A 22457-nucleotide genomic window follows, 5' to 3' on the forward strand; every position below is an offset into this window, starting at 1 on the left:
ACACGCCGGCGCGCGCCTCGCCGGGCGCGCGAGGTGCGCCCCAGGATCCTGCCATGATATAGAGCGGCCCGCCCGTCCATGAGCCCTCTTGATCACAACGACGTCGCCGTGAAGCCCTCCGCCCCCGTGCCCTCGCTCGACGATCCGCTCGACGAGGGATCCGGGGCGCCGGCCGCGCCTGCCTCGGCGTACGACGCGGCGCTCCGGGAGGCCGAGGAGCTGCGCAGGCGCCCCTATGTCGCCGCGGGCCCGGAGAACATCATCCGGCAGCACAGCAAAGGCCGGATGACGATCTGGGAGCGCATCCGGGTGCTCACGCCCGAGCCGCCACGGGTCGTCTTCGAGAACTGGGGGCCCAACCTGGACGGCGCCTCGCTGGTCACCGCGATCCTGCGCATCGGCAGCCGCGACGTGGCGCTGTACGGCCACGATTTCACGGTCCGCGCCGGGTCGATGGACGCGACGAACGGCCGCAAGCTCGCGCGGCTGTTCCAGCTCGCGGGAGAGCGGGGCATCCCGCTCGTCGGCCTCAACGACAGCGCCGGCGCCTACGTCCCCGCGGGCGTCGGCGGGCTCGACGGCTACGCCGAGGCGTTCGCGGCGCTGCGCAAGATCAGCGGCGTGATCCCGAGCATCATGTGCATGTTCGGGTTCAACGCGGGCGGCGGCTCCTACCTGCCGCGGCAGGGCAGCTTCGTCATCCAGCCGGGCGGCACGTTCTTCGGCCTGACCGGGGCGGCGGTCGTCAAATCGGTCCTCGGCGAGGTGGTCTCGCCCGACGACCTCGGCGGCCCGCGCGTCCACGGCGCCTCGGGGGTGGCCGATCTCACGGTGCCAGACGAGGTGGGCGCGCTGCGCACCACCGTCCGGCTGCTCGGTTACCTGCCGAGCAACAACCGCGAGAGCGCGCCTTTCCAGCGGACGAGCGATCCGGTGGGCCGGGAGACGACCGAGATCGACACGCTCCTCCGCAGGACGCTCTCGTCGCCGACGGGCTATAACACGCCGCTCGATATCAACATCATCATCCAGCGCATCTGCGATCACGGCGACTACTTCGAGGTGCAGCCGCAGCGCGCGCGCAACACGATCACCGCGTTCGGGCGGGTCGGCGGGCGCGTCGTCGGCTTCGTGGCGAACAACAGCGCGGTCGCGTCGGGGCAGATCGACGTGGCGGCCGCTTACAAGAACGCGCGCTTCATCCGCTTCTGCAACCTCTACAACATCCCGCTTCTTTTCATGGAAGACACCACCGGGTTCCTCCCGGGCAGGGAGCAAGAGGCGATGGGCATCGTGCAGGCCGGCCGGGCCATGCTCGACGCGATCATCGACGTGCGCACCCCGCGCATCCTGCTGCTCGTGCGCAACGCGTTCGGCGGTGCCTATGCCTCGTTCAACAACTACGCGACCGGCGCGGACGTCGTGCTCGCGCTCCCCACGACCCGCGTCGCGGTGATGGGCCCCGCCGGCAAGGAGTTCGTCTACAAGGACGAGCTCCGCAAGGTGCGCGCGCAGGCGAGCGCCAGGGAGAAGGCCGGCGTCAAGGAGCGGCTCGCCCGCGGCCTCGACGAGGCGAAGGCGAAGGCGGAGGCCCGCGACGAGGCCGCGGCGTGGCTGAAGGCGAGAGAGGCGGAGTTCAGCGCGCGGTACGAGCGGGAGCTCATGAACCCGCGCGAGGGGCTCAGCCTGGGCTCCATCTCGCGGCTCGTGATGCCGCGCGAGCTCCGCTCGGTGATCGCGGAGAACCTCGAGTTCCTGCTGCGGCACTACCAGCCAGGGCCGTTCACCGGTGTTCAGCGGGAGTTCCATTGATCATGGATGGATTCGATGCGAAGCGAGGTTACGACCGCAACCCGAGGGTGGTGCGCGACCGCAGGCTCGGCCGTTCGGGCTCGGCGTGGGCGCGCTCCTTCGCCGCCGACGACGTGCGGCCGCTGATCGTCTGCCGGGGCCCGATCCGGAAAGAGGCGATGGATGTCTTCGCCCAGATGGGGATCGAGCGCTACGGCATCCTCCTGTCGGAGAAGGACTCGATCGTCTACACGCACGCCCTGGCGCCGGAGCTTCGCTGCATCCACCCGGCGCACGTGCACCGCGTGAAGGACTATACGGGCGCCACCAAGGACGAGCGCGTCAAGCTGATGCAGGAGATCGTCGCGATCGCCCGTGCCGGCGGCTACACGCACGTGTTCGCGGGCTACGGCTTCATGGCCGAGGACGAGGAGTTCGTGCGCACGCTCGAGGAGGCGGGGCTCGTCTTCATCGGCCCGCGCTCGTCGGTGCAGCGCGCCGCCGGGCTCAAGGACGAGGCGAAGCGGACGGCGCTCGCGACCGCGGTCAGCGTGACGCCCGGCATCGACGACGCGACCCGGCGGATCGTGCTCCGCAAGTGGCCCGATCACGCGGCGCTGCGCGCGGCCGCGGCCGAGCGCGGGCTGTGCGGCCCGAAGGGCGCGGGCGCGCGGCTCTCCGACGAGGTCCCGCTCGCCGAGGCGGCGGACGCGCTGCTCGCGGCGGCGTACGCGCAGCGCGTGGATCTCTACACGACGGACGAGCTCTGCGTGGAGCTCGAGCGGGGCGCGGCCGAGCTGCTCGCTCGCCACCCGGGGCGGAGGATCCGGCTCAAGGCCATCGGCGGCGGCGGCGGCAAGGGGCAGCGGCTCCTCGCCGGCGTCGCGCCCGACGCGGCGCCCCTCGGGGCCGCGGCGCGGGCGCGGGCGGCCGAGGTCCCCGCGCTGGCGCGGGAGGTCCTCGCGGAGGTGAAGGCCGCGGGCGTCGGCGACAACAAGAACATCCTGCTCGAGCTCAACATCGAGGAGACGCGGCACAACGAGATCCAGCTGATCGGCAACGGCGCGTGGTGCGTCGCGCTGGGCGGGCGCGACTGCTCGCTGCAAATGCACGAGCAGAAGCTGCTCGAGGTGGCGATGACGCAGGAGGGGCTGCGCGAGGCGATCGAGCGGGCGCGCGCGGCCGGCGAGGCGCCGCGCGCGGCGTCGCTCGAGCGCGAGCTCGCGTCGCTCGCCCGGATGGAGGCCGAGGCGGAGCGGTTCGGGCAGGCGGTCGGGCTGAACTCGGCCTCGACGTTCGAGTGCATCGTCGAGGGGGATCACCACTACTTCATGGAGGTCAACACCCGGATCCAGGTCGAGCACCGGGTGTCGGAGCTCTGTTATGCCCTCCGCTTCGAGAACCCGGCTGATCCGGCCGACGCGTTCGAGGTGACCTCGCTCGTCGAGTGCATGGTCCTGCTCGCGCGCCACGGGGAGCGGCTGCCCCGGCCGATCCGCGTCCGGCGGGAAGGGTCCGCGGTGGAGGCGCGCCTCAACGCGACGAACGGCGCGCTGGAGCCCCACGCGGCCGGCGTCATCGTGTCCTGGAGCGATCCGCACCCGCACGAGATCCGCGACGATCAGGGCATCTGCGTGAAGAACCCCGACACGGGGGTGTTCATGCATTACCGGGTCGCCGGCGCCTACGACAGCAACATCGCGCTCCTCGTGACCTACGGCGCCTCGCGCGAGGAGGCCTACCAGCGGATCTGCGAGATCCTGCGCACGACCACGCTGCGCGGCAGCGATCTTCACACGAACCTCCTGTTCCATTACGGGCTCGTGCACTGGTTCCTCGCGCGGAGCGTGTGGACGAAGCCGACGACGCGCTTCGTGGTCCCCTACCTCACGCAGGTCGGCCTGCTCGCGGTGGAGCTCGGGGAGCTCGATTTCGACGCGATGTGGGCCGAGCTCGGCGCCCGTCACGAGCGCCGCCTCGCGGCGCGGGCCGGGGCCGCGGAGGCGGCGGGCGGAGGGGCGTTGAAGAAGGTCTTCACGCTGAAGGACACGCTGGTGCGCCGTCCCGTGGAGAAGATCTGCGCGGAGCCACACCTCCTGTCGGCGTGGCTCAGCCGGAACATGGGGTCGTTCGAGATCCGGTCGGGGCGGGTGCGCTGGCTCAAGAACCCGATCGAGGTGCTCGCGGACACGTACTGGCTGCTCAACATGACGCCGCAGCCGCAGGCGCCCGCGGCCCATGTGATCTGGGATCACGACCAGGAGGTGCTCTCGCGGGCGCTCGGTTTCTACCGGCGCGTCGGCGAGCGGATGGGCCAGGCGGGCAGCGCGCCTCCGTGGCCCGAGCTGCGAGCGCACCTGTCCGGGGATACCGCGCCTCACGGCTACGACGCCGAGCTCTGGCGGCGGGTTCGGGGCTCGCACCTCGGCTTCCAGGCGGGCCTGGAGCTCCTCGACGCGCTGGTCCTCGCGGGCGACGCCGCGCGCTTCTTCGAGCTCCGCGCGCGGGAGGACGGCACGGTCGCCATCCCGGAGCGCCTGCTCGATCGCGAGCTCTCGGCCCGCATGCGCAAGGTGCTCGCGCCGCCGCCCGCCATGCGGGCCAACGAGATCGTCGCGGTCACCGGCGGCATGTTCTACGCGCAGGAGGCGCCGGACCGGCCTCCGCTCGTGACGAAGGGCAGCCATTTCGCCGCCGGTGATCCGCTCTACGTGATCGAGGTCATGAAGATGTTCAACAAGGTGCTCGCGCCCTGCTCCGGCACCATCGAGGAGGTGCTCATCGACGGCGGCGAGGGGACGATCGTGCAGAAGGGCCAGCCGCTCTTCCGCGTGAAGCCCGACGAGGTGCTCGTGGAGGAGGACTCGGCCGAGCGCGTGCGCCGCCGGCGCGAGGCGACGCTGCGGTACGTGGACGCGATCTTCGACGCCGAGGGCCCGTGAGGCGGCCGCCTCGAAGCGCGCAGAAGCGCGCAACCACCGCTCGATGAGGTGGGAATTCTGCCGGTCGGGCTGCCTCACCTTGCCGTGGGCGCCCCAGCGGGCCGCGCGAAAGCCGCGCGAAGATCGAACGGCTCGGGCTGCACCATGTAGGAGGTGATTGTACGCTTCAATACCGGCGAGGAGGGCAACAATGTGGCCTACCTCCGCGGGGTGAGGTACCCTGATTGCCGAGCGCGCTCGCGCGATGGGATGACCGACGAACCGAAGGTCAAGGGGGTGGCGTTTCGCTCCGTGGTTGCGAGCTTTGGCAAGCTACGCGGCGAGCCTGTCCAGAAGCGCAGCCTGGATGAGATGTGTGAACCGCTGCGCGACGGCATCCGCTACGGCAGCCTCGTCTCCACCGGCTGGTACCCGATCGCCTGGTACAAGGACCTGTTCCAGGCCATCCGGCGCACCACCGGCGAAGGCAAGGAGCTCATCCACCAGATTGGCCGCCAGTGCACGCACGACGACATGAGCGGCATCTACAAGGTCATCGCGGGCCTCATCTCCCCTTCCACCCTCTTCTCCCTCGGCCAGCGCGTCTTCTCTAACTATTATTCGGCCGGCCACGTTCGTGTCCTCGAATCCCGCCGCGGCTTCACCCGCGCTCTCTGGATCGGCTGCCAAGGCTTCGACGAGAACATGTGGACCGAAGTCATCGGCTCCTGCGAGCAGCTCCTCGTGATCGGCGGCGCCGATCACGTCCGCCAGCGCATCATCGCCGGCGGCGGCGATAACGACGATCACCTCGAGTTGACCGCTCACTGGAGCTGAGGCTCCGTGCAGAGCGTCCGATGTCCTCAGGGCTTGACCTCGCAGCCGCCCCTCCGGCAGACTCCCGCGCCTCGAGCACTTATGCCGCACAGAATCTGCGTCGCCACGCCGTTCGCGCTGGCGTCCGCCGTGGTCCTCCAGGCCGGAGCCGTCCGTGCGTCGGGCGCGCTGGAGATCACCGGCGCTCCCACGAGCGCCAACGGGCTGAACGCACGGGCGCTCGCGCGGGGACCGGAGGCCGCGTTCTTCAACCCCGCGCTCCTGCCGTTCGCGCCCGCGACGACGCAAGCGGGCCTCTTCGTGCTCGTCACGCACGGCGACATCACCCTGGCCCCGCGCCCCCCGGGCATCGACGTGCCCGAGTCGGTGTACGATGGCCAGATCCGGAATCCGGACGGCTCGACCTCTCGCCTCACCCACCGGCCCATGCCGGGGTCGAAGCTCCCGAGCCCCCGGGACGACACGCGCGACCGGCAGATCAACAGCTACGCGACGCTCGGGCTCGTGCGGCCGCTCTGCGAGGACCGCCTCGTCCTGGGCTTCTACGCCCTCCTGCCGCTCAGGAGCTTCCAGGAGCAGCGGGCCTTCTTCGCCGACGAGCGCGCGCAGTACTTCTCGAATCGGCTGGAGTTCGAGCTGCTGGGAGATCGCTTGTCGGTCACCAGCCTGGCCGTGTCGATGGCTGGCCGGATCACCCGCTGGCTATCCGTGGGGGCGGGCGTCGACGTCACGATCGGCACCAGCGCGCGGACCGCCGTCCACGTGCCCGACGCGAGCGACCAGCGGGCCGCCCTCATCAACCCCGACGTGGAGGTCGAGAGCGTCTTCGCTCCTTACTTCGCCTTCGCGACCAGCCCCGCGCCCTGGCTGCGCCTCTCGGCCACGCTCCACCTCGCCGCGGCGTCGGACACCGACGGCGAGAACAGGATCCGCTTCTGGAATTACACCTATCCGGAGGGCGAGACCTCGGTCCCCCAGTCCTATCGCTTGACGCTCGGCCACCAGCCGACCCGCGTCGGCGTGGGGGCCTCGGTCATGGGCCCGCCAAGCGAGGACCGAGGGGGCGAGCGCGCCGCGCGCTCGAAGAGCCCGGCGCCGCCCGCCTGGGAGATCGGCGGGCACGCGCTCCTGACGCGGTGGTCAGAGTACCGCGATCGGCACGCCGAAAGCCCGCCCGACCCGTGGTCGAGCACGGTGTCCGTGGGGCTCGGCGGCGCGGTCGTGCTGGGGAGTCGCAGGGTCTCCGCGGACGTCGCCTTCACGCCGTCTCCCGTGCCGGACCAGACCGGCAGGACCAACTACGTCGACAACGCGCGCCTCGCGGTCAGCGCCTCGTTCGAGACGCCGGTGTCGCTCTTCGGCGCCGACTTCGGCGTGGGAGCGTTCCTGCACGGCCAGCTGCTCGTGCCACGGGAGGTGTCGAAGAGCGCGTCCGCCAGGAACCCCGTGATCGATGAGGTCCCAGACAACCTTGTCGACATCGTGAGCGGCGAGCCGCTCGACGGCGTCGAGGGGCTGCAGACGAACAACCCAGGTTATCCCGGCTTCTCCAGCGGCGGCTGGCTGGCCGGCGCCGGCTTCGTCCTGCGGCTGCCCGAGTGAGCAGCGCAGCGAAGCCGGCGTCCTCTCGATCGGACGCCCGGAGGCGCGCGGTCACGCGGGGCGCCGCGACCGCCGGGAGGTGGCTTTACTGGAAGAGCGTGTCGGCCCTCTCCTTGATCCAGGCGCAGTCCGCGCCGTCAGGGGTACGGACCATCACGAAGGTGCTGCTGCACTCCTCCGGATCGGGGTACGTCCTCGAGGCGGCCATGGTCGCCTTGAGGCTCGAAGGGTCCGTTTCGAGCACGCTCTGCTCCGACACGAACCCGAGCCGACCCTCGATGCGATCGGTCGCGACCGCCACGCCGTCGAGCTCGGTCCGCGCCCGCTCGGCCACGTACACCGACCCATCGATGAGCCCCTGGAGCTGAACCGTCATCCCCGGGTGTCCATCCTCGTCCTGATCGACGACGCGAGCGTCCGCCGGATCCGTGGGCAGCTCGTCCTGCGCCGGGTCGTCGAGCGCCGCGCCGATCACCTCGTGGAGGGGCCCGAGCTTGTAGCGGAGCCCCCCTTCGCTCGCCGCAAACGTGCCCTCGCGGGTCACCGGCGCGAGCGCCTCGCGGAAGCTGTCCGGGATGACGGCGTGCACGATCGCGTCCGGGTCCTCGGTGTAATGGTCGCAATACGTGCCCTGCAGCGAGATGGCGTCACCATTCTGCTGCTGCGTGATGAGCATCACGCTGACGATGCGCGTCTGGAACGGCGGGAGACCCTGCGCCTGGGTGAGCTGCGACCCGATGGCGCGGTACGCCCACGTGCCGGAGACATCGGTGACCTCCGGCGCAGCGGTCGGAGAGCAGCCCGGCGATTCCCCGCCCGCGCCTCCCGTCCCCCCGGCCCCCGTGCTCGTCGTCGCGCCCGTCGTCGTCGCGCCCGCGTCGACAGCAGGATCCGATCCGCAACCCAGGAGGGGCAAGACAAGCAATCCAACGAACAGGTTGTACCTCATTCAAAGCTCCATGCATCGCCGGCCCGGGCGTCGAGGCGGCCGTGAGGAGGGCCGCTTGCGGTCGTCCATGGCCAGCTCGTCTGCGTTCGGGCGACCGGCGCGGTTGTTAGCATGAGCGCGCGCGATGGACGCGCGTCGACGCGCCTGCTACTCATTTTTTCCGCCGTCGGGCCAGGGCAATGCGGGAGAGCCGAGCGATCCGCGTCGTCGGCGGCGCGCGCCTCTGTTCAGGCCTCCACGCGCCGAGGACGCTCCGCGCTCGCGAGTTCGCGGCGCAGCGGCCGACCCTCCCTGGAAAAGACGATGGTGCCGTCGTCCACCGGGCCGAGCTTCATCGCGAGCAGATCAAGGACGTAGTTCTGGCGGAAGTACCACGGCGCCTTCGTTCCCTGCTTGGGCAGGTGGTCCACCGAGCGCCGCACATAGCCCGACGTCAGGCCGAGCAGCGGCCGAGGATCGGGGACGGATTCGTCAGGACGCGGCAAGCACTGCCGGTAGCCATGACGATCCATGTAGTTGAGCAGCCGACAGACGTACGTCGAGGCCAGCTCGGCGCGGAGCGTCCACGAGGCGTTCGTGTAACCGAGGCAGAACGCGAAGTTCGGGACGCCGCCCAGCATCAACCCCTTGTAGATGAACGACCGGCCGGGATCGAGGACGTCACCGTCGACGGAGATGCGGATGCCGCCGCAAAACAGGAGCTCCAGGCCCGTCGCCGTCACGAGGATGTCCGCCTGGAGCTCCTTGCCCGACTCGAGCAGGACGCCGTTCTTCGTGAAGGTCCGGATGCTGTCGGTGACCACCGAGGCGCGCCCCTCCCTCACCGCACGGAAGAGATCGGCGTCCGGCACGAGGCAGAGGCGCTGATCCCATGGATCGTAGCGCGGGTTGAAGTGTGTATCGATGTCGAAGTCGGCGGGCAGATGCCGGGCGACGCCTTTGCGGAGCATCCGCCTGGCCAGCCGCGGCGCGCGCTGGCAGATCTGGTAGATGAGCAGGCTGAGCGCGACGTTCTTCCAGCGGGCGACGCGGTGGGCGATCCGCTCCGGCAGGTGCTCGCGGATCGCGTTCGCTATCGGGTCCTCCGAAGGCAGCGAGGCGATGTAGCTCGGTGAGCGCTGGAGCATCGTCACATGCGCTGCGTCGGCGGCCATCGCGGGCACAAGCGTCACGGCCGTGGCGCCGCTGCCAATGACGACGACGCGCTTGCCCCGGTAGTCGAGATCCTCCGGCCACCGCTGGGGGTGCACGAGCTGTCCCTGGAAGTCGTCGCGGCCAGGGAAGCTCGGCGTATACCCGCTCTCGTAGCGGTAGTAGCCGCTGCAGATATACAGGAAGCTGCAGGAGGTGCGGACGCGCTCCTCGCCTGGACCGACGTCCACCTCGACGGTCCAGCGCGCCTGCTCCGAGGACCACGACGCGGCTCGAACCCGGTGATTGAACCGGATGTGCCGGTCGATGCCGAGCTCCCGGGCCGTGTCGCGCACGTAGTCGCGGATCGACGGCCCGTCCGCGATCGCCTTGGCCTCCTTCCAGGGGCGGAAGGAATAGCCGAGCGTGAACATGTCCGAGTCCGAGCGGACGCCAGGGTAGCGGAACAGGTCCCAGGTACCGCCGATCGCGCTGCGCCCCTCGAGGATCGCGTACCGCTTGCCGGGGCAGCGCGTCTGGAGGTGGTAGGCGGCCCCGATGCCGGAGAGGCCGGCGCCTATGATCAGGACGTCGAAGTGTTCGGTGGACATGCTGGGTTCCCGGGGGCGAGCGCCGCGGCGCTCCAGGACCCGAGCATAGCGTGGCGGATCACGGCTGAGCTCGGCGCCACGCGCACATTTCGGGGCGCCGCGCGGCGCGACAGGGAGGAGGCGCGCCAGCCGGGGCGCCGCGCGGCGCGACAGGGAGGAGGCGCGCCAGCGGACTGCCGTGCGCTGGCGCGCGGGGGATCAGGCCGCAGGCGCGCCGCTCGCCGCCGGCGCGGGCATCCCTGCCGCCTCACCTTCGAGCGCGGGCTTCGCCGAGGCAGCGCCCGCCGGCCGGCGGGTGAAGAGCCCCGCGACGAACCCCACGAAGGCCAGGACGCCGACGATGAACAGGGTGTCTCCGACGAGCCGCATCCAGCGCAGCGCCTCGAGGACCGGCTGCTGCAGGAACTCCGCGCTCCGCGCGTACCACAGCCCGCGCTCGACGCTGGCCCACGCCTGCGCCAGCCCGATCGGCAGCAGGCTCAGGAGGATCATGAGGCCGAGGCCGCCGTTCATCCCCCAGAACGCCACCCGGAGCCGCGCCTCGTTCCACACCGCGTCGGGGCGCAGGCGGCGGAGCATCACCAGCACGAGGCCGAGCGACAGGAGCCCGTAGACGCCGAAGAGGGCGGCGTGCGCGTGCACGGGGGTCGTGTTGAGGCCCTGCATGTAATAGAGGGCGATCGGCGGGTTGATGAGGAAGCCGAACACCCCCGCGCCCACGAAGTTCCAGAACGCGACGGCGACGAAGAACTGGATGGGCCAGCGATAGGCCTGCATCCACCCGCTCCGGTGCTGCATCTGCCAGGTCTCGTGCGCCTCCATCCCCACGAGGACGAGCGGAACGACCTCCAGCGCGCTGAAGCTCGCGCCGACCGCCATCACCGAGACCGGCGTGCCGCTGAAGTAGAGGTGGTGGAACGTGCCGGGGATGCCCGAGATGAGGAAGATGCAGGTGGACAGGATCGCGGCCCGCGCCGCGCTGTCGGGCCGCACGAGCCCGAACCGGGTGAACAGGAACGCGATGGCCGCGGTGGCGAACACCTCCATGAACCCCTCGACCCACAGGTGGACGACCCACCAGCGCCAGTACTCCATGACCGACAGGTGCGTCTTCGCGCCGTAGAACAGCCCCACGCCGTAGAACATCCCGATCGCCACCGTCGCGCCGGTGAAGAGCAGCACGATGTGCCGGCTCATGTCGCGCCGCGAGAGCGCGGGCCAGAGCGCGCGCAGCATCAGGAAGAGCCAGAGCACGAGCCCGCCGAAGAGCGCTATCTGGAAGGCGCGGCCGAGGTCGACGTACTCGTACCCCTGGTGCCCGAACCAGAACGAGTGCTCGAGCGCGAAGAGCTGCTTCACCGCCAGCCACTCTCCGGCGAGCGAGCCGAAGACCACGAAAACGAGCGCCCCGAAGAGGACGTTCACGCCGAGCCGCTGCCCCCTCGGCTCGCGCCCGCCCACCGCCGGCGCGAGGAACAGCCCCGCCGCGAGGAACGCGGTCGCGATCCAGAAGACGCCGAGCTGGACGTGCCAGGTGCGCGTCACCGCGTACGGCAGGTAGTCCGCGACCGGCAGGCCGAAGACCTCGTGTCCTTCCACCGTGTAGTGCGCGGTCAGGGCCCCGAGCGCGACCTGGAGCACGAGAAGCGCGACCACGACGAGGCAGTACTTCCCGACGGCCCGCATCGACGGGGTGAGCACCCACCCCGAGAGCGGGTCGCGCTCCGGCGCAGCGACGGGCGGCTCCTCGGCGCGGCGGAACGCGTGGTACCAGACGAGCGCGCCGATCCCGGCGAGCAGCAGCACGACGCTCACGATCGACCAGACCACGTTGGCGGCCGTGGGGACGTTTCCGACGAGCGGCTCATGGGGCCAGTTGTTGGTGTAGCTGGCGCCGGTGCCAGGGCGCTCCGCGGCCGCGGCCCACGAGGTCCAGAAGAAGAACGCCGTCAGCTTGTCGCGCCGCCCGGCGTCGGGGACAGCGCCCGTGTGCAGCGCGTAGCTCTCGCGCAGGTCGGTGAGGCTCGGCTCGTCGCCGAAGAGCGCGCGGTAGTGCGCCGCGGTCTGCTCGATCGCCAGCGCGCGATCCTCGGAGACCGTGAGCGCGCCGGTCGCGGCGTCGTAGCCGTTGTGGCGCATCGTCTTCTGGAGCCGCGCCTTGAGCGCGGCCTGCGCCTCGTCCGGGAGCGCCGCGAACGCCGCGCCGTGCTCTCGCTGGCTCCAGAGCGCGAGCTGCGCCTCGGCCTCGCGATGGAGCCAGTCGGCCGACCAGTCCGGCGCCTGGTAGGCGCCGTGCCCCCAGACGCTGCCGACCTGCTGTCCGCCGATGCTCTGATAGACCAGCTGCCCGTCCAGGATGTCGTCCTTCGTGAGCAGCACCCGGCCGGACGGCGTCTCGACCCGCTCCGGGATCGGCGGGGCCTTGCGGTACACCTCCCGCCCCATGAAGCCGAGTATCAAGAAGCCAGCGGTGATGACGGCGGCGAGCGCCAGCCAGAGTCGTCGCAGGTTATGCATAGCAACCTCGTTGTTCGCGTGAGCCCCGGCGCGCCCGCGCCTCCGCGGCGCGACCTCGGGAGCTCCGATCGTGACGCCCGGCCATGAAGCAGGCGGCGTGCCGCTGCCGCGCGCCCCTTCGTCTCGTGCCTCCTGGCGGGTGATGTTGCGATTTCCGCAACATCCGTGCGTTGTCAAATCAACAACTACGTTGTACAATCGACAACATGGTGAAGCCGAACCTGGAGGCGCTTCTGTCGGTCGCGCTCGATCTCACGACGTCGCTGGGCGCCGAGGATCGGTACCGGCGCCTGCTCGAGGCGGTGCGGCACGTGGTGCCGTGTGATGCGGCGTGCCTGATGCGGTACCAGGACGGCGTGCTGGTGCCGCTCGCGGCGCACGGGCTCGCGCCGGAGGCGCTGGGGCGCACGTTTTGCACGAAGGCGCACCCTCGGCTCGACATCCTCTGCCACGCCGAGGCGCCGGTGCGCTTCGCGCCGGACACCGAGCTGCCGGATCCGTTCGACGGGCTGCTCGCGTCGGACGCGACCGCGCTGGCGCACGTGCACGCGTGCCTCGGCTGGCCGCTGCGGGTCGAGGGCACGCTCATCGGGCTGCTGACGGCCGACGCGCGCGACCCGCGCGCCTTCGAGGGGGTCGACGCGGCGACGCTCTCCTGGCTGGGCGCGCTGGCCGGCGCGGCGGTGCGCACGAGCCAGCTCATCGACGCGCTCGAGCACAGCGCCGAGCGGCTCGGCCTGGTCGCCGACGATCTCCGGCGGGCGGCGGAGCGGGAGCGGGGCGCGAGCCTGCTCGGGACGAGCCCGGCGATGCAGCGGCTGCGCGACGAGATCGCGCTCGTGGGGCCGTCGGATCTCACGGTGTTGATCACGGGCGAGACGGGCGTGGGGAAAGAGCTCGTGGCGCGCGCCGTCCACGCGGCGTCGGGGCGGCGGGGCGAGCCGCTGCTCCACGTGAACTGCGCGGCGCTGCCCGAGTCGGTGGCGGAGAGCGAGCTGTTCGGGCACGTGCGCGGCGCGTTCACCGGGGCGGAGCAGAGCCGGCCGGGGAAGCTCGAGGTGGCGGACAAGGGCACGCTGCTCCTCGACGAGATCGGCGAGCTGCCGCTGTCGATCCAGCCGAAGCTGCTGCGGGCGCTGCAGGAGGGCGAGGTGCAGCGGGTCGGCGCCGATCGGTCGCTGCGCGTCAACGTGCGCGTCGTGGCGGCCACGAACCGCGATATCGAGCGGGAGGTGGCCGAGGGGCGCTTCCGGGCCGATCTGTTCCACCGGCTCAACGTCTACCGCCTCGCGGTGCCGCCGCTGCGCGAGCGGAGGAGCGATATCCCGCTGCTCGCCGGCCACTTCTGCGACGAGGCGCGCGCGCGGCTCGGCGTCGGGCCGGTGCGGCTGACGAAGGCGGCGCGCGAGCTGCTCGCGGGCGGCGCCTGGCCGGGGAACGTGCGTGAGCTGGAGAACACGGTGTTCCGGATGGTGCTGCAGGCGTCGCGGGGCGTGCCCCGCGGGGCGCCCGTGGTCGTCAAGCCGGCCCACCTCGGGGTCGACGTCGCCGCGGTGGCGGAGCCCGCGCCGCGCGAGGACGACGCGGAGAAGGCGCCCGCGGCGGCGCCGCTGAACGAGCAGGTCGACGCGTTCCAGCGCGGGCTCATCGAGCGGGCCGTGGCGCAGCACGACGGCAACTGGGCCGCCGCGGCGCGATCGCTCGGGATGCACCGCAGCAACCTGCACCACCTCGCGAAGCGGCTCGGGCTGCGCTGAGGCGAACGGGGACGGCGAAGGGCCGCCGTCGCGCCAGGGCATCCGGGTGGGGTATCCTCGTCCGCGCGCGCCGCTCCCCTACCCCGGCGCCGTCGCGGAGGCTGTCCCATGTTCAAACGCATCGCGCACGTCTGTCTCAACGTGAGGGATCTGCAGCGCTCGGTCGACTTCTACGGCAAGCTCGGGTTCGCCACCAAGTTCAGCTTCACCCGCGAAGGCGCGCCGTTCGGCGCTTACCTCGAGATCGCCGACGGCAACTATATGGAGATGTTCGAGGACCGGAACCTCGGCGAGGTGGTCAATACCGGGATCGCCCACTTCTGCCTGGAGACCGACGACATGGACGCCGTGATGGCGACGCTGAAGAGCCGCGGCGTCCCGTTCACCGAGAAGAAGCTCGGCTGCGACAACACGTACCAGATCTGGCTGGCGGACCCCGACGGCAACAAGTTCGAGGTGCACCAGTACACGCCGACCAGCACGCAGTACACCGGAGGGGTGATCGAGGCGGACTGGTAGGTAGCCGGCCACCGGGACGGCAACCGGGGTTGGATGGAGGGCCGCTCCCCCGTCTGCTCGTGGCGAGAGGCGAGGAGATCGGCGGGCTCATCGGTCCAGAGGAGCGGTGGACAGAGGAGCAGCCGAATGGCAACCCGAGTCCATGGACAACCGAATCCCAGGTCGCCGGTGGGTCCGGCGTGGGTTGGCTCAGGTGCTCTTGGTGGGCGCCGGCGCGGGCGCGCTGGCCTCCTGCTCGCCCAAGCGCGCCGAGGTCACACCGCAGCCAGCGCCCACCGACAGGATCCTCACCGGCGCCGACGCGCTGGGCGACTGGACGACGGACGCGCCCGGCGTGAAGCGCAAGATCACCGTCGCCGACCTCCCCGCGCCCAACGAGGGCGAGTCGGTGACCAACCGCCCGAGCAAGGCAGATCGTCCAGCCGGTGTGTTCCCCAAAGTCCCGTCGGGATTCACCGTCGCCGAGCTCGCCACGGGGCTGGAGAAGCCGCGCGTCGTGCAGGTGGCGCCGAACGGCGACGTGTTCGTGGCCGAGAGCGCGGCGGACCGGGTGCAGGTGCTCCGGGACACGGACGGCGACGGCAAGGCCGACGTCCGCAGCGTCTACGCCGGGGACCTGAACCGCCCCTTCGGCATCGCCTTCTATCCGAGCGGGACCGAGGCGCCGACGCACGTCTACATCGCGAATACGGACAGCGTGGTGCGGTTCCCTTACAAGGCGGGCGACACCAGGGCCAGCGGCCCGGCCGAGGCGCTGGTCACCAACATCCCCTCGGGCAAGGAGGCCGTGGGCGGCGGCGGCCACTGGACCCGCGATATCGCCTTCAGCAAGGACAACCAGCGAATGTTCGTGTCCGTGGGCTCCCGCTCCAACGTCGATGACGACGACGACGAGATCCGCCGCGCGTGCATCCTGGCCTTCACGCCCGACGGCAAGAGCGAGGCGCTCTATGCGTCAGGCATCCGCAACCCGGTCGGCCTGGCCATCGAGCCGGCGACGGGCGCGCTCTGGACCAGCGTGAACGAGCGCGACGAGCTGGGCGACAACCTGGTCCCCGATTACGTGACGCGCGTGCGAGAGGGCGGCTTCTACGGCTGGCCCTGGTACTACCTCGGCGGGCATCAGGATCCGCGGCACGAGGGCAAGCGCCCCGAGCTCCGGGACAAGGTCGTCGTGCCCGACGTGCTGATCCAGTCGCACTCGGCCTCCCTCGACCTCTGCTTCTACACGGGCCAGCAGTTCCCGGCCGACTACCAGGGACACATCTTCGCGGCGGAGCACGGCTCGTGGAACCGCTCGCGGCGCACCGGATACAAGGTGATTCGCATCCCGGTCAAGGACGGCAAGGCGGCGGGATATTACGAAGACTTCATGACCGGCTTCGTCACGAGCACCGGCGACGTGTGGGGTCGTCCGGTCGGCGTCGCGGTGGCCAAGGACGGCGCGCTGCTGGTGACCGACGACCAGAGCAACACCGTGTGGCGGGTGGCCTACGGCAAGTGAAACCACGATGCGGCGCGGCCGGGGGTCTTCCAGCGCGCTCAGCGCGGGCGGCGCTTCGGGCGACCGAGCAGCAACCCCAGCGCCGCGAGGAGGAAACCCGCCTGGGTGCCAGAGTCGCTCGCGTCGTTGCCCACGGCGCAGCTGCAGCCGGAGCTGGAGCTTTCTCCTCCTGTCGGGTCGCCGGTTCCCGCGCTGGCGTCCTGTCCGTTCGCCCCCCCGGACGCGGTGTCCATCGCGCCGCCGATGCCTGCGCTGCCGCCTGAGCCACTTACCATGACCCCGCCCGCGCCTCCGGCTCCGGCCTCGCCCCCCGCGCCTCCGGCCTCGCCACCTGCGCCTCCGGCTTCGCCCCCCGCGCCTCCGGTTCCGGCCGCGCCGCCTGCGCCTCCGGTGTCGCTGCCGCCGGGGACAGCGCCGGGACAAGCTGCCGTCTCTGGATCCTGACCACCGGCCTTGTCGAGGCCGAAATAGGCGGCGACGGCGGGGCCGTCGAACGGCACAGCGTGCCCGACGCCGTCCATCGAAAAGGCCTCATAGACCGTGTAGCCGCAAGAGCTCTTCCAGAACTGGCGCGTGGTTCCGCGCTTCGGCGTGTCGGTCCCACTCGGGGCTTCGCTCAACCCCAGGAGGTTCGTCCACTCTTTGATGTCTTCAGCCATGTTCTTGTAGCTGAGGATCGTGTCGGCGGTGCCATGCCAGTGCTGCAGGCGCGGGCGATGGCCGGTGTAACCTGGATAGTACGAACGAACGAGATCTCCCCACTGCTGCCCGGTCTTCGTGACGTTGCCGCCCCCGCAGGGCCCGCTCCACTGGGCCGAGCTCCCCGTCCCGGTGACGTCGTTGTAGCCCTCGGCCCAGCAGCCACACGGAACGCCCATGAGCGAGACGCCGGCCATGAACACGTCGGGGTACACACCGAGCAACGCCTCGGTCATGATGCCGCCCGATGACCCGCCGACCGAGTACACGCGGCCCGCATCGCCGCTGTACTTCGCGAGCGTGTATTTCACCATCTGGACGATGGCCCCCGTGTCGCCGCCGCCGCCGTGGGCGAGCGATCTCTTCGATCCCGCGTCCCAGCAGTTCTGCCCGGTGGCCTCCGGGAAGATCATGATGAAGCCACTGGTGTTCGCTATGGAAACCAGGCTCGACATCTCGCTGAACGTCCCCTGGCCATTTCCCTGGCAATGATGGGGAGCGACGACGATGGGCGGCTTGGTCGCCAGCTTGTCAGGCACGTAAATGTACATGTTGACGTAGCTGGGCAGGCCGTCCGCCCCCCATTCGCTCTGGTTGACCTTTTGCAGCGATGCCCCGCGCGCAGGCAGCGCGACGAGCAGCGCCAACGAGAGCGACGCGAGCCCGAGGACGTGACTTTTGAATTGGTCCATCGAACAGAGACTCCATGTCAACGACAACCTGGCATGCTGGCCAGTGCCGCCTTGTTTCGCGCACTCTAGAGCGACAAAACGGGGTGAAACCTCGAGAAACTCAGGAATTTCACAGGGAGGCGAGGAGTCGGGGAGCGAGAGACGGCGAGAAGGAGAGATTCTCTTTTCTTCCTCCCCGACTCCTCGCCTCCCTGTGAAATTCCCCGGGTTTCAACACGATTGGTGTTCTAGAACTGACTCAGGAACGTCCACACTTCCTGGGGCATCCACGACGTCTGCTGCCCTCCGTCGTTCGGCGACGGAGTATGACCGCCGTCGTAGTCACACCAGCGGGTGGGGTGCCCCGCGGAGCAGCCCTTGTAGTCCGAGCAGGCGTGGCCACCTCTGGGCGCCTTGGCCAGGGCCTCCACCATGCATCCATTTTGCTGGGCGAAGAAATCGCTGTTGGAGGTTTGTCCGGCTCCGCCGCTCTCCTGCTGACCGAGCGAAGACATGAAGGCGACCGGCTTGCAGCTCGCCGGCCGGGGAAGGCCGCCGCCGGAGTGGACCACCGCGGCGCGGTAAACGTCCGGACGCGCGCAGGCCAGCGTCCACGCCATGGCGCCCCCCTGGCTGAAGCCTTCGAGCTCGATGCGCGAGGTGTCGATGCAGAGATCGCCCGTGACCTGATCGAGGATGTCGTCGACGAAGGTCACATCGTCGTCGGCTGACCAGAACCCGCCGACAGCGTCGGGCGCGATGAAGATGGTGCTCCCTTCGGAGAGCGACCAGAGCCCGAAATACGAGGGCGCGACTTGGCCGCTGTTCCCCGTGGCCCCGTGGAAGGCGAGAATGAGCCGGTACGGGTGGCCGCTGTCGTAATCGTCGGGGACGTGCAGGGTGTACTTGCGGCTCTTCCCGCCGCTCTGCACGGTGCCGGCGCCGTTCTTAAGGGTGCGCGTCTTGCCGCAGCCTGCGGACTTCACCGCGTCACCTCCACCTCCGCCCCCGCCGGCCTCGCCTGTCCCGGCACCGCCCGCGCCGCCCGTTCCACCCGAGCCCGCTCCGTCGGCGCCGGCGGTCGCTCCGCCGCTACCGGCTGCTTCGCCGCTGCTCGTGCCACCGGAAGCGCTGCTTGACCCGGCGGTTGCGCCGGTCGACGCCCCGCTCGCGGCCGACACGCTCGAGCTGCCCGCGCCCGCAGCTTGTGCGGCGTCGCCGCTCTCTTCGCCGCACGCCAACATCGCGACGCTCGAGAGCAAACAGAAGACATGGAAGCGACCGACGGCCTTCTTTTCGTAGTGCACGATGCCCCTCTGGTTGCGTTAGGTCTGCGCGAAGCGCTCACTCGAGGCCGATGACGGCGGAGATTGGCAGGCAGGTGGTTGCCAGATGTTCCGCACGTGGAATGCGCCCTGATGTCATCCCAGCCGAGCCCAGCTGCTGCTCCTCCTTTCCCCCGGCATGCGCCTCGTCCGGAGCCACGGCGCGACCGTCAAGAGGACGCAGGGCCCGGTGCGCATGGCGGCCCATCCAGGGAAAGGCAAAAGAAGTTTCGGTGCGCCGAATGTGAACGCTCACATTGTCGGCGTCAATCACAATCTGGCGCGGCGAGCGTCGACGATCGTCGGCGAGCGCGAGGCCCCCTCCTGGCGGGGACCGGTGCTGGTGGCGAGGCGTGACCGCGCCTTCGAGCCTCACGCTCGCGTCTCCGACCGCAGCCGCACCGACGCGTTGCGGCGCGGGCCTGCCGGGCCGACGCCGCCCGAGGGGCGAGCGGCGGCGGAGCCAGGGCGCCGCGGCGCGGCGGCCACGGCGGGAGAGCGCGCAGGCGGCCGGCCGCCGGCCGCGTCACACTCACTCGGTCGAGGCTCCGCACGCGTGCTGCGGCGCGCTGACGTAGGCTTGACCGAGCTCGTTGAGCTCGCCGTCGTCGCCGAGCAAGCTCGCGTGCCGGACGTTGTCGGCGCGGCCCGAGAACCACGCGTACCTCGCGATCCGGGGCTCGTTCTCGAGGTACGCCAGCGCGTCGACCAGGAACTCCTTCTGCTCGCCGAGGGAGCCCGCGCTGTCGCACGCGAGCTCCGTGAGCCAGAGGGGCTTGTCGAACCGTGACTTGTACGTCTCGACGTGGTTGATGAGCCACTGGGCCTGGTTGTCGCCTTCTCCCTTGCAGCCGGTGTAGATGTGGATCCCGATGTAATCGACCCGGCACCCGCTGCACGCGGCGAAGAAGTCGTCCAGGTACTTGAATGGATCCGTCTCCTGGCAATCGCCGCCGCAGAAGTTCACGGCCGGCGACACGAGCGCGAGGCCGCGCGCGTCGGCCACCGCCTCGACGTGCGGCCAGAGCGCCGCGGCTTCGGCCGCGGAAAGGTCGGCCTGCGCCCCGAAGTTCGGCTCGTTGAACCCGAGCAGGAACCTCGCCCCCTCGGGGATCTCGGAGGCGATGCGGCCGGCGGCGGCGCCGTCGAGGTCGTTCCCGCCCCACACCATCGGTACGTACTCGACGCCGAGCGTCCTGTAATAATCGGGCCGGACCCCCTCGTCTGGCACATGGGTCCAGTTGTACCACCAGGACACCGCCGGTGAGAGGGCATCCATGTCGGCCTTCGAGTGATAGCCATACGCGAGGCCGCGCTTGCAGCCCATCGGCTGAGAGCCGCCGCTGCCGCTCGAGCTTGCTGCGCCGCTGCCGCTCGAGCTCGCCGCGCCGCTGCTGCTCGCGCTGCCCGCGCCGGCGCCGCTCGAGCTTGCTGCGCCGCTGCTGCTCGAGCTGCCCGCGCCGGCGCCGCTCGACCCCGACGACGCCTGTGCCTCGTCGTCGCTGCTCGAGCACGCCGGCACGCCGGCGAAGGACGCGATCGCGGCGATGAAGACCCACCGCACCGGAAGCTGACGGAGATTGTGCATGGTGTTCCTCGGTTTCATGGGGCTCACTCCGGCAGGCGCATCGAGAGCATGGCGTCGATCGAGCGGCGCGAGAGCCCGCCCGGCAGATCGGGGAGCATCTCGGCCGCGGCGGAGGGGATCCTCTCGGGGTGGATGACCGCGACCTGGATCGTGCGCTGCGCCTCATCGAGCAGGATCATGAAGTAGCGATCGCCGCTGGGCCGGCGCCACGTCGGGCAGCCGTCCGAGGGCCCGCCGGCCTCGATGACGGGCCCCTTGTCGTAGGCCTTTTGCGCGCACGCATCCACCACCTCGACATCCTCGGCGAACGCGTCGCGATCACAGCCGGTCCCGCAGACGCTGCCGCCGATGTGCCCCTCCTGGTACGAGCGGACACCGGTGCTCATGAACTCGCGGTTGCTGTACTCGTTGTTGTCCATCACGACCTCGAACACGTTGATCTCGCCGCAGCCGTCGCCGACGGTGCCCGTCTTCGAGTAGCAGTTGCAGAGCCCATTCCACTTGCGGCCGCCGTCGCGAATGAGCTCGGACGCGACGAACGCGACCCACGGGCCGGGGTGGCCCTGCCCATCGCCGTCGCATTTCTCGACGCCCGCGTCGTCGAACGTCATCGACGCCAGGAAGACGACGAGCTTCGAGCCCGCCCAGCCGAGGTGCATGATGCCCGGATCGTCGGGACAGTAATAATCCTTGCCGTCACCGCACGCGAAGGGCTTGTCCTGCGTGAAGTACGTGACGCAGTCCTTCTTCGTGAGGTCACCCGTGAAGTCGGCGGAGGTGGTCTGCCCTTCCGTGACGAGCAGGTTGGAGCCCGCGCCGACCTTCGCGTCCCACGACGAGACCATCTGCCATGCGGCAGGGTCGCTGCCGGGCTGATAGACGGCGAGCTGCTTCACGCGGATCGCCCTCATGATGAGGGTCATCTCTTCATCGAACGGGGCGAGCGTGTCGCTCGTCGTGTGATGCTCCGTCATGCAGCAGTGCCCGCCCCAGGTGTCGTCGCCATCCTTGTAGTCGCACCCCGGGTCGCCCGGCTCGCGGTCGATGCGGCGGGGCCACCAGCCGGGCGCGCCGATGTTCGTGAACGTCATCGTCCCGCCGCGCGTCGGCGTGCTCGGCTCAGGGACGTGGGGGCCGAGGCCTCCGCCGGCGCCCGTCGTGCTGGCGGACGGGCCTGCGCCGGCGCCCGCCGTGCTGGCGGACGAGCCCGCGCCGGCGCCTGTCGTGCCGGTGGACGGACCTCCGCTCGCCTGGCCCCCCTGGCCGCCCTGGCCGCCGCCATCACCTCCGTCACCGCAGGCGCACGCGAGGAGGACGAGAGCCGCGTGCACGATCAACGAGGAGCGCTTCATGCCCGTGACTGTCTCCGGAGCGCGCGCGTTCCGTGATGGAAAACAGAGGGTCGGAGCCGATAGGTCATCGAGAGGCCCACATGGGCGCCGCTCGGGCCCGACCCGAGCCGATCGAGCGCGGTCGAGCCACGACCGATCCCGGAGCGAGGTCGCTCGAGCAGACGTCCGCAGGGACCTCGACCTCGCGTCCGTGCTCCCCGAGAGCCCGCCTGACGCCACGTAGCGCCCTGGTGCGCCTCGACGCTGGCGCCTTCGACGAGCTCACGCTCCAGCGCCTCGGCGCCGACGGACTCAGACGCTCGTCGAGCTCGACGAACTCGCACGCTCGCACACAGGATTCATGAAAAAGAGATCGGCTCCAATCACCTCTCGCAAACCGGCCCGACGGGCGGCGGAGACGGCAAAGTCGACGCCGAACGTCTCCCGCGAGAGGGGCCATCCGCGCCCCCCTGCCCGGTCCATGCGGCCCGGGCGGCGAGGCCCATCATGCCGGGCTCATCGATCGCGCTGATTCGAGGACGTGCGATCATCGGACTTTTTACCTGCCAGAGTGCGCGCGGGACTATCGGTCTCGCGATCCACCTGGCTCGGACAGCAGGGGGAAGTGAGGACGGAATTCTTGTGCTGTGAATTTTCTTGCTGAGCAGGAGGCCTATGAACCAGCATGTCCGATGCGCCCTTTC

At 70.3% G+C, this 22457-nt stretch carries 15 protein-coding genes; 7 read left to right on the forward strand and 8 right to left on the reverse strand.

Translation table 11 applies throughout. The annotated features are described in order from the left end of the window. Nucleotides 1-78: 78 nt before the first annotated feature. The 4 genes from ACSRUE_RS31325 (at nt 79) to ACSRUE_RS31340 (ending at nt 7151) form a co-directional block, all read left to right on the forward strand. The gene (locus tag ACSRUE_RS31325) at nt 79-1812 is read left to right on the forward strand and encodes an acyl-CoA carboxylase subunit beta (RefSeq protein WP_441286791.1); all 1734 of its coding nucleotides are present in this window, start codon (nt 79-81) and stop codon (nt 1810-1812) included. A 2-nt stretch (nt 1813-1814) separates the two neighbouring features. Continuing rightward, a complete protein-coding gene (locus tag ACSRUE_RS31330) occupies nt 1815-4733 on the forward strand; it encodes an ATP-binding protein (RefSeq protein ID WP_441286792.1) in 2919 nt (972 codons plus the stop codon). Between the two features lie 249 nt (nt 4734-4982). Beyond that, on the forward strand, nt 4983-5549 hold the full coding sequence (locus ACSRUE_RS31335; RefSeq protein ID WP_441286793.1) for a hypothetical protein: 567 nt from the start codon (nt 4983-4985) through the stop codon (nt 5547-5549). An 81-nt stretch (nt 5550-5630) separates the two neighbouring features. Beyond that, on the forward strand, nt 5631-7151 hold the full coding sequence (locus ACSRUE_RS31340) for a hypothetical protein (RefSeq protein WP_441286794.1): 1521 nt from the start codon (nt 5631-5633) through the stop codon (nt 7149-7151). An 85-nt stretch (nt 7152-7236) separates the two neighbouring features. Here the strand turns inward: ACSRUE_RS31340 and ACSRUE_RS31345 are convergent, their stop codons facing one another. The 3 genes from ACSRUE_RS31345 to ACSRUE_RS31355 all read right to left on the reverse strand — a co-directional run bounded on the left by ACSRUE_RS31345 (nt 7237) and on the right by ACSRUE_RS31355 (nt 12359). After that, entirely contained in the window at nt 7237-8100 is an 864-nt protein-coding gene (locus tag ACSRUE_RS31345; RefSeq protein ID WP_441286795.1) for a hypothetical protein, read from the reverse strand. Nucleotides 8101-8327: 227 nt separating this feature from the next. Then, nucleotides 8328-9842, reverse strand: a complete 1515-nt coding sequence (locus ACSRUE_RS31350; RefSeq protein ID WP_441286796.1) for a flavin-containing monooxygenase — start codon at nt 9840-9842, stop codon at nt 8328-8330. Nucleotides 9843-10040: 198 nt separating this feature from the next. Then, a complete protein-coding gene (locus tag ACSRUE_RS31355; RefSeq protein WP_441286797.1) occupies nt 10041-12359 on the reverse strand; it encodes a nitric-oxide reductase large subunit in 2319 nt (772 codons plus the stop codon). Between the two features lie 206 nt (nt 12360-12565). Between ACSRUE_RS31355 and norR the strand changes: the two genes are divergently transcribed. The 3 genes from norR (at nt 12566) to ACSRUE_RS31370 (ending at nt 16139) form a co-directional block, all read left to right on the forward strand. Continuing rightward, nucleotides 12566-14116 carry a nitric oxide reductase transcriptional regulator NorR gene (gene norR / locus ACSRUE_RS31360; protein WP_441286798.1) on the forward strand — a complete coding sequence of 517 codons (1551 nt, stop codon included), beginning with the start codon at nt 12566-12568 and terminating at the stop codon, nt 14114-14116. Between the two features lie 108 nt (nt 14117-14224). Continuing rightward, a complete protein-coding gene (locus tag ACSRUE_RS31365; protein ID WP_437553290.1) occupies nt 14225-14635 on the forward strand; it encodes a VOC family protein in 411 nt (136 codons plus the stop codon). A gap of 184 nt (nt 14636-14819) precedes the next feature. After that, on the forward strand, nt 14820-16139 hold the full coding sequence (locus tag ACSRUE_RS31370) for a PQQ-dependent sugar dehydrogenase (RefSeq protein WP_441293151.1): 1320 nt from the start codon (nt 14820-14822) through the stop codon (nt 16137-16139). 38 nt (nt 16140-16177) lie between these two features. On the opposite strand, the gene ACSRUE_RS31375 is transcribed toward ACSRUE_RS31370, so the two are convergent. The 5 genes from ACSRUE_RS31375 to ACSRUE_RS31395 all read right to left on the reverse strand — a co-directional run bounded on the left by ACSRUE_RS31375 (nt 16178) and on the right by ACSRUE_RS31395 (nt 21774). Next, nucleotides 16178-17530: an extracellular catalytic domain type 1 short-chain-length polyhydroxyalkanoate depolymerase gene (locus ACSRUE_RS31375; protein WP_441286799.1), complete on the reverse strand. Its 1353-nt coding sequence runs from the start codon at nt 17528-17530 to the stop codon at nt 16178-16180. Nucleotides 17531-17757: 227 nt separating this feature from the next. Further along, nucleotides 17758-18816, reverse strand: a complete 1059-nt coding sequence (locus ACSRUE_RS31380) for an alpha/beta hydrolase family esterase (RefSeq protein ID WP_441286800.1) — start codon at nt 18814-18816, stop codon at nt 17758-17760. Nucleotides 18817-18853: 37 nt separating this feature from the next. Next, nucleotides 18854-19210, reverse strand: coding sequence for a hypothetical protein (locus tag ACSRUE_RS31385; RefSeq protein ID WP_441286801.1), 357 nt, complete (start codon nt 19208-19210; stop codon nt 18854-18856). Nucleotides 19211-19366: 156 nt separating this feature from the next. Then, the gene (locus ACSRUE_RS31390; RefSeq protein ID WP_441286802.1) at nt 19367-20422 is read right to left on the reverse strand and encodes a glycoside hydrolase family protein; all 1056 of its coding nucleotides are present in this window, start codon (nt 20420-20422) and stop codon (nt 19367-19369) included. 23 nt (nt 20423-20445) lie between these two features. Beyond that, the gene (locus ACSRUE_RS31395; RefSeq protein ID WP_441286803.1) at nt 20446-21774 is read right to left on the reverse strand and encodes a DUF2403 domain-containing lipoprotein; all 1329 of its coding nucleotides are present in this window, start codon (nt 21772-21774) and stop codon (nt 20446-20448) included. Nucleotides 21775-22457 lie beyond the last annotated feature (683 nt).

Source organism: Sorangium sp. KYC3313, assembly GCF_052075895.1.
Classification (GTDB): Bacteria; Myxococcota_A; Polyangia; order Polyangiales; family Polyangiaceae; genus Sorangium; species Sorangium cellulosum_B.